Source organism: Longibacter sp., from assembly GCF_051155795.1.
Taxonomy (GTDB): domain Bacteria; phylum Bacteroidota; class Rhodothermia; order Rhodothermales; family Salinibacteraceae; genus Longibacter.
Map to the genome: position 1 here is coordinate 13,669 of NZ_DAXETW010000116.1, position 13,111 is coordinate 26,779.

Below are 13,111 nucleotides of genomic sequence, written 5' to 3' on the forward strand. Positions count from 1 at the left end.
GCACGCGCGGCATGGCGTTACCACTCCCGCATGTTAGATGCATCCTCAGTGGCTTCCGGTGGAGCGTCCTGCCCCGGGACGGGTTCGTTCGCATCATCCGTCCGGCGAATCACACGGAGGGAACGCCATCCGTTGCCGGTTAGCACAACGGTTTCACGCGCCGTTTCCGTCTGGTTCATCGTCGGGAGAACATCGCGCACGTCCGGGTAATTCTGCTGGATGTCGTCGCGCCGGGCCCAGTCTTCGAGGTCGGTGCGCTGGTAGGCGTACTGAACTTCGGCGAGAGGCTGCTGTGCCGGTTGGCGAAGGGCGAAGATCGTGTCGATGCGCGTAACTTCCGGCGTGGCGTAGCAGAGGGCAGACCGCCATCCCCGAAACTGGTAGACGGTCTGCACCGACTTCTGCCCGTCGTCGGTGAGCGTGAACGTGTTCTTGACGAGCCCGCGGTCGTCGACGACGCGGTTCGAGGCCACGAGGCCGGCGTCTTCCAGCGTTAGAAACTGACGAACGGCTACCGTCGGGCGCGTCGTATCCGGCTCAATGAGCGTGACGGGGAATGTTTCCCCCTGCGACAGCGCCTGTGGATTGATGCACGCGTCGTTGAACGACATCAGTGACTCCTCGATGGCGTCCTCGGCTGCGCTCTCGGACGGCATGGGACGGCCGCTTTCGTCGGTGGTGGTTTCGGCGCCGGAGCAGGCGACGAAGAGACCGGCAAGCAGCACGGCGCAGAACAGCGCGGAGGGGCGAATGATCATAGATCTCGGGGCGTTCGACGGACGAGGGTCTTCTCAAGGGTATCACCACGCCCCGAGAAGAACAAGTCCGGGGAACCGTTCAACGGTCACACGCTCCCCGTTCGGGGAGTCACCGTCCCCGCCAGAAGAGGAGTCCGCCGCCATCCCCGCCGCTCAGAAGGTCCGCCGTGCCGTCGCCGGTGAGGTCTGCCCGGAACGGAGCGGTCAGCTTCGGCGCATCGACCGGCAGCGGTCCATCGTCCCGGAACGTGCCGTCACCCATACCGCGGTAGACGGTGATACCGGCCAGCTCGGAGCCGACCAGCAGATCCAGCCGGCCGTCACCGTCGAGATCCGTCAGGTGCGGAGTGCTGCGCGCCTTGACCGACACGCCGGGGAGGTCTTCCGTGACCAGGACGAAGTTCGGGTCGGACGGCGTGCCCTCGTTCCGGAAGTGGTTAATCGTCCCGGAGCCTTCACCGACGAGCAGGTCCAGATCGCCGTCCCCGTCGAGGTCGCCGAGGGTCGGGACGGCGTTGCTGCCGCGAGGGATGCTGGCGATCGGGCTTTCCCGAATCGAGAAGTTGCCTCCTTCATTTTCGGCGTAAAACAGGTCGCCGGTCCAGGTGCCGAGGACGAGATCGGGATCGCCGTCCCCGTCCAGGTCGCCCAGTGCCGGGGCATACCGGTAGGCGTCCGGCAGGTCGAGCATGCCGCGCATCTGGAACGCGGGGGCCGACGCGGAGCCTACGTTTTCCAGCCTTCGTACCTGCGACGACACGCCGGTCGACGGCTCGATCTTGTTCGAGAGCAGCAGGTCAAGGTCGCCGTCCCCGTCGATGTCCCCGGCCGCCCCGACGCTTTCGTTTCCGACGTCGATGCCGCCGACGTACTGCCGTGACTGCAGGTCGTACCGATCCCCTTCGTGTTCGTAAAAGTACAGGTTGTCGACGAGGGTTGTCGTGGCGTCGTAGGCGCCGCCCAGAACGCCCACCAGCAGGTCGAGGTCGCCGTCGCCCCCGGTATCACCGAGGGTTGGTGCGTTGTAGCCGCTGGTGCTCATCGGGTTTTCCGGGGGGAACGGGCGCGGGGTGCTGCGCAGGTCCGGGGCCTCGCAGACGGCGCCCCGGTTCTCAATCAGCAACAGGCCGGGCTCGAAGAAGTCGCCCCAGAAGAGGTCGAGGTCCCCGTCCTGGTCCGGATCGGCGAAGGCAAGCGTGTTGGCTCCGTGCAGCGTGCCGATCTGGTTGACGATCTCGATGTCCTCGTACTTTTCGGTCACGAGGTCGAATGACGGCATGTTGCCAGGCTGCATCGGTGCGGCGGCCTCGTACCGATCGACCGTCCCATCCAGTCGCCCGAGAAACAGGTCCAGCCGGTCGTTGCAGTCTACGTCCGCGACCGTCGGGATATTCTGCCGGTCAGAGAAGATCGGCTCTCCGTCGGTCGTCTTGAGCGTGTCCGCCACGAGGGAGAAGTCCGGTTGGCCGTCCGTGCCCGTGTTTTCGTACAGCCGGATGTAGCTGAAGGGCTGTTCGGCAAGCAGGTCGTGATCGCCGTCTCCGTCCAGGTCTGCAAAGCGAAACCACTCGCCGATGTCCAGCTCGCGGTAGTGATCCGTGCGCCAGACCAGCCGGGTGCTGTCGCCGTCGACGGCCGTGCGTTCGAAGAACCGCAGTTCGTTGGTGTCCTCCTGAAGGAAGAGGTCCTGGTCGCCGTCGCCGTCGATGTCGACGAGCTGTGGGCGCGGAACGTTCAGGCCGCCCAGGAAGGGATGCGCGATGGCCCGGCCGTTCGTGTCGGCCACCGGAAAGGGCGACACGTCCCGCGTGAACGTCTCGTCCGGCTGCTCGCCGTCCCCGGAGGGGGCGACGCCCTGTGGCCCGCACCCGGCAACCAGCCCGGCAGTGATCAGGATCGAGACGGCGAGCAGGATGGGGCGTGCGGGACGGGGCAATGCCGGGAGCATCATAAACCGGAGAAAGGGGACGGAATCGATCGAGGGAGGCGATGCGGCGCGCTTACGGCGCGACCGGCAGGGAGGAGGCGGTTTGCCCGCCGAATGTGCCGATGCCCGTCGGATTCCGGCCCGTCTCGATCACATTCACAATCTCTCGCGAGTCGGTATCGATAATGACGACGGTGCCGATCTTCGGGTCATCGCCGGTCGGCGTGTAGGCACCGTTCTGATTGTTGTTCGTGACAAAGAGGAAGCGGCCGCCCGGGGAAAGGGCCGAGCCGTGCGGCTGGGAAAGGCCGGTACCGGTGATGCGGTGAATCTCCTCACGCTCTTCGATGTCAATGACCGACACCGCGTCGGCGCCTTTGAGCGGCACGTAGGCCGTCTGGCCGTCCGGCGAAAGGACCGGGTGCCACGGCATGCTGCCAACGTCGAGCGTGTCCGTCACGGTGATGTTCGCCGGGTCGGACGTGTCGAAAAACAAGACCTGTCCGGTTACCTGTCCGCCGCCGATCAGCAGGCTACCGTCGGGGGTGGCGGCGAACTGGACGAGGGTCTGATTGTCGCCGCCGAGACGCGTGAGCGCCACCTCGCGGGAGTCCGCATCCAGCGACAACATCTGATTGGTGGCGAGACTCGCGACGAAGGCGCGTCGACCGTCAGCCGACGTCGTCAGCGCATGCGGGCGGGGGAAGAAGGTGTCCACCATGTCCGTCGTCATATCCGTGCGATTGACGACGCCCAGGCTCTTCGGCGGGTTGACCGCGCTCATCGATCGGCCGACGAAGAGGAGATCCCCCTCCGGTTGGACGGCGAGCATGCCCGGGGTTTCCATCGTCACGCGGCCGACGATCTCATTCTCCGGTGTCAGCTTCAACACGGTATTCTCCGCGATCAGGGACAGGTACCAGAACGATCCGTCCGGTTCGGCGACGGCGTGGTGCGGCTTGGCGTTGGCGGAGAAGCCGAGAGCCTGCAGGTCGACGGTTTCGATAACCTCGCGGGTCGTCGCGTCAATGACCGTTACGGTCGCAGATCCCTGGTTGCAAACGTAGATGCGGGGGCTAACGTCGGTTGCGGCCGCGTCCTCCGCGTCGGGCTGTTGGTCAGCGGTGGAGCTCGGCTGTGCCGTGGCACATCCAACGGCCACGAGAAGAACAGCCATCAGTACGGCGGCAAACGAAAGAAGTCGAGTCATGATCAGAGGAATTCGTCGTGGATGAAACAAAAAATACCGGCGGCAGCGATCATCGCGCCGCCGGCAGGTCCAGCAGGAGAGGTCAGGACCGGAGTGAGGCGATTAAAGACCTTGCTCCGACCGTTTCAGGATGAACAGGCCTTCGTTCATGCTGGTGACGACGATCGTGCCGCTGTCGAAGAACGGGTAATTGCTCCACGACCCGCCGAAGCCGGGGCCGTTGTCCCCGAACGGAACCGTGTCGAAGTGCCCGATCTCCACCGGCTCGGTCCGATTGCTGATGTCGATGAGCCGGAGGCCGCTCTGGTAGTTGGACTGGTACATCACGTCGCCGATGATGTACAGGTTGTGGTCCGACGACCGCTCAGGAAGGAGAAACTCGTTGACGAGTTGCGGGTCGTCGAGGTCCGACACGTCCCAGACGAGGGTCCGTGTGTTGTCGACCAGTCCATTGATCTCGTCCAGCTCATCGTTCACGTAGTAGTACTGGTGCTCGGCGTCGAGCCAGCCCTGGTGGACGTACGCGTGATCGGGGTAGGAGCCGGTCGAGATGGCGGTCGGATCGTCCTTATCGCTCACATCAGCAATGCTGATCGCGGTCTCGTTGGCGCCGAAGCAAATCTCTTTGCCCTGGTGCTCTGAGTCGGGGCCGTTGTAGACGACGCACTGCGCATCGTGGGTGTAACCGGTGCCCGTGCGGCCCGTCGAAGGGTCGGCGAAGCATCCCGCGAAGCTGGGCTCGGCCGGCGTGCGGATGTCGACCATGTGGAGGCCGCCGCCGCACGTTTCTCCGCCACCGCCGGCTCCGACGATGTAGGCAAAGCCCGTGTCTTCGTTGATGATGACGTTGTGCGCGCTGTTGACGTTGTCGTAGTGCGCGGTCTGATCGAAGGTGACCGGCATGTTTTCGGCGGCTACGTCGCGCAGCTGGGTCAGGTCGAAGACCTGCATGCCGTGGTTACCCGCGTTGTCGGCGACGACGTACACGTGGTTCTGGTAGACTTTCATGTCGCGCCACACGTTGGCACGCGAGCCTTCGGTCATCGGCAGGTCGCCCACGTAGACCGGGGCGCCGGGATCGGTCACGTCGACGAACGAGGTGCCGTTGAAGCGACCGACGAGGGCGTACTCGCGGCCGGTCTGCGGGTCGGTCCAACCCCAGATGTCGTTCAGGCCGTTTCCGCGGCCCCCGCCGATCTCGTGGACAGGGAGGAATGCGGACATATCGATCTGCTCGCAACTGAAACGCGCGGCCGTTCCGTCTTCGCACCGGACCCGATCCCCCGTCTGCTGGGAGAGTACGTCATAGGGGCCGGGATCGAGGATGGAGGTCATCGACCACGCTCCGTCGGCACCGGCCGTAAAGACAGCCGCGGTGCCCGACCGGTTCACGTCGCCCGGCTGCCCGGCGATCAGCAGCCCCTCGGACGCTGCAAGGGTGGCGCCGAGGCCGATATTGGGCTTGGCGTCGTTGGCGGCAAACCGGCGGACGGAGCCCCACATGTCGCCGTCGCCCTGTTCGAAGCGGTAGAGCGCGCCGGCCCGATCAGAGGCGCCCGGTGCGCTGATCCAAAGGTCGTTGCCGTCGAAGGCGAGTGCGGTCCCGAACGCGTGCGGACTCTCGCCGTCGAACGGGAGCAGGCGGTCACCGGCACGCCAGGTTTCTGCCTCGGCGTCGTATACGAAGGTGTACGCCGCACCGGTGCGGCGTCCCTCACGGGGAGCGCCAACAAGGAGATGGACGACGTCGTCGGCGCTTCGCTGGATCGCGAGAGAGGCGCCGAACTGTGCACCGCGCTGGATCGCGTCCCGCGTCACCTGTCCCGTTTCATTCCAGGCATTCGCTTCCGCATCATAGCGAAACGCATAGACGGTCCCGCTCTGGCTGGCCGGGGCGCCGACGAGAAGATGATTGCCGTTCAGCGCGACGGCCGCGCCGAATTGCGATCCGTCGCGTGCCTCACTGCCGGTGAGGACAGCCGACTCGGCCCATCCGTCTGCGCCGCGTTCGTAGACGAAGGCGCTGCCCGGACCGGTGCCGGTGGCTGCGGACACGACGGCTCTCGAACCGTCAATCGCAACGCGGGTCCCGTAGCCTTCGGTCGTGTCGGAGGGGGCAAGGCGCGCGGACTGCTGCCACGCGCCGTCATTGCCCCGTTCGAAGATATAAGCGGCCTGGCCGCCGGGAGCACCGACGATGAGGCGGTTCTCGCTAACGTCTACGGATGTGCCGAAGCCATCTTCGAGATCACCGTTCTCGGCGCGAAGGAAGGAGGCACGGCTCCAGGTGCCGTCCTCGTCGCGTGAGAACACGTACACGCGCCCGGAATCATGAGGGTGGGACGGGGCGCCGACGAGAACATCGTCTCCGTGAATGGCGAGGTCTGACGAGAACGGTGTCGAGCGCTGAGCGTGACTTTCCGGCACGAACAGCAGTGCCGCAACGAGGGCGAGTAATAACGTGCGCATAGATCAGGGGCACGGGGTTGGAGGAAGGAAGCGGACGCCGGCGCCGGCTGGCGACGGGCAGGTCATCATGACGATGAACGGTCGAGGCGTCGATTTTCGTACCGGGCCGGTGGGCGAATGCCTTCGTCGACCGACAGATCACGTTTCATTCGGAGCTTGGACCGGTCGGACGGGCACGAGGCACGATACATCACGACGCCGACCAAATGCCTCGTCGAGACGAGGGACGGCGGAAATTGATCGGTACATCAATGTCGACAAAGGTATAGCAACACGGTGCCTCCCGGTTCCGCCGCTCATGACGTCAGAACGCGACTAATGACTAATGACGCGCCCGCACGACCGAAAGGAGCATCGATGAAAACGAGTCAACAAAAAAAGGACGCGCCCCAGTGGGAACGCGCCCCTGACGGGAGCGGCACCGACGGCGTGTCGGTAGCACGTGTACCGGTACATACGCGTCCCTACGCTACACACGCGGTCCAGCAAGTCGTTCGTGCGTGTCCGCAGGCAGCGGAAGCGGGCTGCCATCTACAGTTGGTCCAGATTCACTTCTTCCTTGATGGACTTGTACATCTCCCAGGAAATCAGCACGGCGTGCGGCTCATTGTTTTTCTGAATCAATACGCCGGTCTTGGAGTCCCGGACGTGATCAATCAGATCGGACGTCTCGGCCCGCAGCTCTGTGATCGTTGCGACCGAATCGACGCCTTCAGTATGGTACATATCCCTTGGTGGAGTCTTCTATCTGTGGAAACGTGAGAGGGCTCAGCCCTTTACCTTTGTCAACAAACATACACGTGTCATCCTTAAATCGGCGTTTCATGCAGTGAATACAGTGCAGAAAATCACGGCATGATTTGGGAAGAGACCGTGAATCATTGATTCCGGCTTCTAAAACGGCCGTTTCCGGCGATTCAGGGGCCTGATTGCCGTGATCGGCAAAATCTCCGTTCGGATACGTTGCTGTTCCCTGCCGGTCGGTCGAAGGGCGTGACTACCGCCAGGTCCCGGTGCCGGTCGGCCGTGATCGCGGGAGATCGACCATCCGGTACGCGGGGAAGCACCGGCCCCTGGTCGGACCGTTGGACTCGGGCAGACATCACCTACCCGATGCGGGTCCCGGTAGGCGCTCGCGCCGGTCGGTATGCCTTCCCTTTCTTTCGAACCCGCGCCAGTCACGACGGGGTGGCGTGGCCGACGTCTTACTCGATCATTAACTAAAGGCGTAGTCTATGACGACACAATAAAAGTTGACTCCTCCTGATTATATATCTATATTTATGATATCTAGCGGGGAAGCGCTCGCCATTCTTCCACTCAAGCAGCGGTCGACCATGTACAAGACGGAAGGTGTAGACGCCATTGCGACCATTACCGAGGTTCGGAGCCAGACCTCCGAACTCATTGATCAGGTACAGGGAAGCAAGCGCGGAATCATGATTCAGCGGAATAACGATCCTCAGGCCGTCCTGATCTCGTGGGATCTGTATAAGAAGATAAAGGACCGGGTGGATCTCCAGAATCTCTGATGTACCCGGTAGATCGTCTCGGCCGTGGTGAAGTCCCGTCATCCCGCTCATCCCCGATGGGCGGGATGTCTCAGTTCGTACCGTTTTGGCGGTGTTGAAATCAGAGCGGACGCCTGTTTCTGCTCACCGCCCGTCCTTTCCAGCAATCCGGAACCGTTGTAGCGGTCCCTTCGTCCCGTTTTCATTCCCGTTGAGGATTTTCTGTCCAACCCGTCGGGTGGGTGCGTCTGCAGGCTGCTGCAGCTCCGTGATTCCGTTGCGCGGCTTGTAAGACGAGACTCCCATGACCGGACACGTTTCGACCTGTGATCTCCCGATGGTCTCCAATTTTCCCGACCCATTGGACGATAACTCCCTTTACCGCCTGCAGAGCGCGGCGATGGACCAGGCAGGGGAGGCAATGATCTTGCTGGAAGATCCGTCCAGAGATCGCCGCGGGCGCCGGGTTGTTTCCGTCAATCGGGCCTTCACGGAGATGACCGGGTACGATGCGTCCGAGGTGATCGGCGAAACGCTGTTTCTTCTCAAAGGGCCGGACACGAATCAAGAGGCTCTGGACCGGATTGCGCGGGCAATGGGTCGTGGCGAGCGCGTGACGGAGGACATCCTGAACTACCGACGTGACGGATCGACCTTCTGGGCGCACTGCACCATCGCACCCGTGCAGGTGGCGGCTGCAGGTCCGGCGTACTGGGTGTCCGTGCAACGGGACATTACCTCGGAGCGGGAGGCCCATGCACGCGCACGGAATAGCGAAGCCCGGTACCGGGCGCTCGTGGATAGTTTTCCAAGCGGCGCCATCTTCCTGTTTAACCGCGATCTGACGGTGGAACTCGCCGGTGGCGAGGCGCTTCGCGCTGTGGGCTTGAATCCACCCGACGTCATCGGCCGTCCCGTCCGCCACCTTGCCCCGGATTCCGCAGATGCCGAACTCCGGAAGGCGTACCGGGCTGCTCTGGGCGGCCAAGCAAGCTGTCACGAAATCAAGTACCGGGGACGAATCTACGAAACGCAACTCGTGCCGGTACGGGCCGAGGGCGGTCGGGTAAGCGCCGGGATGGTCGTCTCGGTCGACGTGACGGAGCGACGCCGCGCAAAACGGCAGCTTGAGGATAGCGAGACCCGCTATCGGATGGTGGCGGAGAACATGCGCGATCTCGTATGCCTGCACCGCCTGGACGGTAGCATCGAGTGGGTCAGCCCATCCGTTCACCAGCTCACCGGCTACCCGCCGGCGGACTTCCGGCGGCTCGATCTGAGCGACATCGTTCACCCTGCCGACCTCGACCAGTTATGGACGGAAGCGTACGCGCCGGTCCTGGCCGGCGCCTCCGGGGCGCGCGGTACGTTTCGAATGCAGCGACGCCACGGCGGCTCGATCTGGTTCGAAACGCTGACCCGTCCCGTGACCGACGACGATGGCCGCGTGGTCAAGCTCCTCACCACGTCGCGGGACGTGACGGAACGAAAGTCGTTTGAGGACCGGCTCGTTCGGGCCAAAGAGCACGCGGAAACGATGAATCGCCTCAAATCAGCGTTTCTTGCCAACATGAGCCACGAGATCCGGACGCCCCTCACAAACGTGATCGGATTTGCCGACATCCTGGCCAATGAGGTCCCGGACCCACAGCGCCCCTTCGTGCAGCACATCCAGCGGGGAGGCCGACGGCTTCTCCACACGCTGAATTCCGTCCTGGATCATGCCCAGCTGGAGAGTGAAACCGTTCGCGTCCGTCCGAGCCCCGTCGACGTCGCCGAACTGGTGGAGGAGGCGGCGTCCTTCTTTCGCCCGCAGGCCGAACAGCACGGGCTGAATATCGCGATCGACCTTCCGGATACCTCTATCGTGGTCTACAGTGACCCCGGCGCACTGGAGCGGGTCGTAAACAACCTTCTCTCGAATGCCCTGAAGTTTACTCCGTCCGGGCGAGTGTCCGTTTCCCTTCGCCTTCATGAGGGCTCCGGGAAAACGCGGGACGCACCGCGCGGCCGCAGGCACTCGTCGACCGGGGATGCGGCCGCGAAACGCGACGGGCGCATCACCGCCGGGAGTGCCGATCCGTCGTCGCTCCCGGTCGAGATTGCCGTTCAAGATACCGGCGTCGGGATCGATGAGGCCTTTCTCCCGCACCTCTTTACACCGTTCGAGCAGGAGTCCACTGGCTACAGCCGCTCATTTGAAGGAACGGGCCTCGGTCTGAGCATCTCCGCCCGCCTCGTCGAGATGATCGGCGGCGCCATTACGGTCGACACAGAGAAGGGTGTTGGGAGCACGTTCCGCGTGTTTCTGCCGCGGTCCATGTGATCTGATCGGTCAGCCTCAAGGACGGCAGGCGGCGACGTACACCCATGCGATCAGGACGAATTGAAGCGGCAGCCGCGCCCAGAGGCTCCATTCAGGAATGCGGCCGAAGGCATCCGGGTTGAGCGCCATGTGGATGTTGGCAGGAAAGACGGCCAGAAGCAGGAGGATCAGACCCCATCCTGCCCAGAACCGGACTTGCGGGAACAGCACGCCGATGCCGCCAGCAATTTCAAACGCTCCGCTGATATATACGAGCGCCATCGAGGCCGGCAGGTAGGGTGGAACGATTCTGGCAAACATGGCAGGCCAGATGAAGTGCGCTATCCCCGCGGCGGTGAACATGGCGGCGAGGGCGATAATCGAAAGCGACGGCATGAGTCGAGGGCGGGTGTACGCAGAGGGCGATCATCCACCGCTAACCGATGCACGTCGTCGAGGCTCCGGCTCCCGACCGGTCAACCGCAACACACGGCCAACTGGAGGCAAAAAATGGTGCAGCGACCGATCCCGGGGGTGGCTACGCGACGGACACGCGTCGTCCGGTGGCGCCGTGGGGGGCGCGAGCACGGAGGGCGGCGATCCGCTCGTTCATCGGCGGGTGGGTCGAGAACAGCCGGGTAAACCGCTGGCCTCCGGTGAGCGGGTTGACGATGCAGAGGTGTGCCGTTTCCTGTCGCATGCTACGAGACGGGACGCGCTGTGCCGCAAACTCGAGTCGTTCCAGCGCGCCGATGAGTCCGGCCGGTGAGCCGGTGAGGTCCACGGCGCGACGATCGGCTTCGTACTCCCTGGCGCGGGAGACCGCCATCTGAACCACAGCCGCCGCGATCGGGGTCACCAGTCCCGCTACGAGCAACGGCAGAAGCCCGGGCGCGTCCTCGTCACTGGGGGAAAAAATGGTCGACCATTGCGCCATGTTGATCAATGTCATAATCGCGCCGGCGAGGGAGGCAGTAATCGTCATAGTGAGCGTGTCGCGATGCTTGATGTGCGCGATTTCATGCGCGATCACGGCCTCGATTTCTTGCGGTGAAAGCAGGTCGAGAAGTCCCTGGTTGACGGCGACGACGCCTCGTTCTGGGTTTCGGCCGGTTGCGAACGCGTTGGGCTGGGGATCCCGGATCAGGTACAGTGCGGGAACGGGGATGCCGGCGTTGCGAGCAAGCCGGCGCGTCATCGCGTGCAGGTCGGGTGCCTGGCGGGGATCCAGCGGTTCCGCTCCGGTCATGCGCAGCACGATCCGGTCGCTGAACCAGTAGGAGCCAACATTCATGGCGACGGCAAGGCCGAGAGCGACGATCATTCCGCCGGTTCCGCCGAGCCAGCCGCCAATCGCTACGAAGCAAAGGGTGAGTACGGTCAGTAAAACGCCAACTTTCAGCGTATTCATCGGCATGGAGAAACGGTCGAGGGTCTGCTCGATCGATAGAAGAAACCGGTCAGGGCTCGTTGCCATCACATCAGGGAAATCTATCCGCGGCAGACGTCCCGCTCGGAATGCCCCGTTTTACGCCGGCGGCAGCGGGGGTTTCAGCTCCTCTGCCGGTTCAAAACCGATGTTACAACCGTGAAGCTACCGGCCGGAAGGAGCCGCCCCCGGCTCGGAGGTGGACTCTGACGTCGAAGGCAGCGGAACGGATGTGGAGTCCCGGATCGTCCAGAGGTGAATGACGTGATCCGGGCCGAGGCGCTCGCTTCGGTCCGGCGGCCAGATGGTATCGCCGTAGTTGTGGGAAACGACGCGATCGCCGGGATCCATCTCCCGCCGGATTTTGGGGAGCAGCTTCTCGATTACCTCGGGCAACAGGTAAATGGAAAGGACTGTCGCCTCCCTCAGGTCGGTGTCGAACAAGTTGGCCCGGAAAAAATCGACGCGGTCCGTGACGCCAGCGAGGCGGGCGTAGGAGCGAGATTGCTCGACCAGTTCCGGAACGATCTCAATGCCGACACCGCGTGCCCCGTATTGCTGGGCGGCGGTGATCACCATCCTTCCATCACCGCTGCCGAGATCGTAGACGACGTCATCCTCCCCGACATTCGCCATCTCCAGCATTCGCTCCACGACCTTCTGCGGGGTGGCGACATACGGTACGTCCGTCGTGTAGGGCGTCCCCGGACTGTAGACGGAGTCAACCGGCATCGGGCGATTCGCCTCCTGATCCGCGGTACAGCCGCCGATGGCCGCAAAAATGGTCAGGACGAATGTAGCGAGCGCGAGGGCTGGAATCGCTGATCGGGGTCGGCACGGTCGGGTCATGGGGCAGCGTGGCGGTGAGTGGGGAGGGGCCGGGTTGCAACCGGACGATCAATGGTCAGCGTACGTCGCGGGCCGGCCTCCGTTCGTCGTTTGGCCTGAACCCGTCCGTGATTCCCGAATTCGACGCCCGTGCTGTTCGTCCTGGCGGGCACAACCCCCTTCGGGTGGAATAGGCACGAAGGAGCATGACGCTTGTCGGGTGTCATCCGGAATCGGTAGCATTCAGCGCGACGTGGCGCCCGCGTGGTGGTTAATGACGGATCCGTGGTCGGTGCATGAAAAAAGCCGGCCCGAGACGGCCGGCTTTTCTCTGCTCTCTTGACCGGGGAGGCGGCTCCCGGCGCGCTGCGTTCCTCTCACGAGGGCATCATCTCCGCCTCTTCGGACAGCTCCCGTTCGATGTCCGCACCCGTTTCCCGATCATAGGCCGGTGCGTTAAAGGCGTCGTGACGCGGCGAGGAGAAATCGATATCGTGTGCGGACGGGGGGACAAAGTCCGGAGCGTCCGACGTCGACGCCTCGGAGCGTCCGCGGAGCGCGACGTAGAAGAACGTCGCGAAGAGCCCGGACGTGACGAGGAAACAGACGATTCCAAAGGCCAGCGCAAGCGGATGTAGGTCGTAATCGATTGTAGGCATGGTACCTGCTCGGGT

12 protein-coding genes are annotated in these 13,111 nt (G+C 63.5%); 2 read left to right on the forward strand and 10 right to left on the reverse strand.

Features of this window, described 5'->3' with window-relative positions; genetic code table 11:
• Window positions 1-17: 17 nt before the first annotated feature.
• From ACFCU0_RS11915 to ACFCU0_RS11935, 5 genes are all read right to left on the reverse strand, one after another.
• Window positions 18-758, reverse strand: a complete 741-nt coding sequence (locus ACFCU0_RS11915) for a hypothetical protein (protein ID WP_434973897.1) — start codon at window positions 756-758, stop codon at window positions 18-20.
• A 109-nt stretch (window positions 759-867) separates the two neighbouring features.
• Window positions 868-2,709, reverse strand: coding sequence for an FG-GAP repeat domain-containing protein (locus ACFCU0_RS11920; RefSeq protein ID WP_434973898.1), 1,842 nt, complete (start codon window positions 2,707-2,709; stop codon window positions 868-870).
• A 49-nt stretch (window positions 2,710-2,758) separates the two neighbouring features.
• Window positions 2,759-3,895, reverse strand: a complete 1,137-nt coding sequence (locus ACFCU0_RS11925; protein ID WP_434973899.1) for a YncE family protein — start codon at window positions 3,893-3,895, stop codon at window positions 2,759-2,761.
• A 102-nt stretch (window positions 3,896-3,997) separates the two neighbouring features.
• Complete coding sequence (locus ACFCU0_RS11930) at window positions 3,998-6,364, reverse strand: choice-of-anchor B family protein (RefSeq protein ID WP_434973900.1); 2,367 nt, start codon at window positions 6,362-6,364, stop codon at window positions 3,998-4,000.
• Between the two features lie 531 nt (window positions 6,365-6,895).
• Entirely contained in the window at window positions 6,896-7,090 is a 195-nt protein-coding gene (locus tag ACFCU0_RS11935; protein ID WP_434973901.1) for a type II toxin-antitoxin system Phd/YefM family antitoxin, read from the reverse strand.
• Window positions 7,091-7,647: 557 nt separating this feature from the next.
• On the opposite strand from ACFCU0_RS11935, the gene ACFCU0_RS11940 reads away from it, so the two are divergent.
• Complete coding sequence (locus tag ACFCU0_RS11940) at window positions 7,648-7,896, forward strand: type II toxin-antitoxin system Phd/YefM family antitoxin (protein WP_434973902.1); 249 nt, start codon at window positions 7,648-7,650, stop codon at window positions 7,894-7,896.
• Window positions 7,897-8,019: 123 nt separating this feature from the next.
• Here ACFCU0_RS11940 and ACFCU0_RS11945 read toward each other — a convergent pair whose 3' ends face one another.
• Window positions 8,020-8,181, reverse strand: a complete 162-nt coding sequence (locus tag ACFCU0_RS11945; protein WP_434973903.1) for a hypothetical protein — start codon at window positions 8,179-8,181, stop codon at window positions 8,020-8,022.
• A 31-nt stretch (window positions 8,182-8,212) separates the two neighbouring features.
• Between ACFCU0_RS11945 and ACFCU0_RS11950 the strand changes: the two genes are divergently transcribed.
• Complete coding sequence (locus ACFCU0_RS11950; RefSeq protein ID WP_434973904.1) at window positions 8,213-10,201, forward strand: PAS domain S-box protein; 1,989 nt, start codon at window positions 8,213-8,215, stop codon at window positions 10,199-10,201.
• A gap of 15 nt (window positions 10,202-10,216) precedes the next feature.
• On the opposite strand, the gene ACFCU0_RS11955 is transcribed toward ACFCU0_RS11950, so the two are convergent.
• The 4 genes from ACFCU0_RS11955 to ACFCU0_RS11970 all read right to left on the reverse strand — a co-directional run bounded on the left by ACFCU0_RS11955 (window position 10,217) and on the right by ACFCU0_RS11970 (window position 13,096).
• Entirely contained in the window at window positions 10,217-10,576 is a 360-nt protein-coding gene (locus tag ACFCU0_RS11955; protein WP_434973905.1) for a DoxX family protein, read from the reverse strand.
• A gap of 142 nt (window positions 10,577-10,718) precedes the next feature.
• On the reverse strand, window positions 10,719-11,657 hold the full coding sequence (locus tag ACFCU0_RS11960) for a zinc metalloprotease HtpX (RefSeq protein ID WP_434973906.1): 939 nt from the start codon (window positions 11,655-11,657) through the stop codon (window positions 10,719-10,721).
• A 117-nt stretch (window positions 11,658-11,774) separates the two neighbouring features.
• A complete protein-coding gene (locus ACFCU0_RS11965) occupies window positions 11,775-12,458 on the reverse strand; it encodes an SAM-dependent methyltransferase (RefSeq protein ID WP_434973907.1) in 684 nt (227 codons plus the stop codon).
• 356 nt (window positions 12,459-12,814) lie between these two features.
• On the reverse strand, window positions 12,815-13,096 hold the full coding sequence (locus tag ACFCU0_RS11970) for a hypothetical protein (protein ID WP_434973908.1): 282 nt from the start codon (window positions 13,094-13,096) through the stop codon (window positions 12,815-12,817).
• Between the last annotated feature and the right edge of the window lie 15 nt (window positions 13,097-13,111).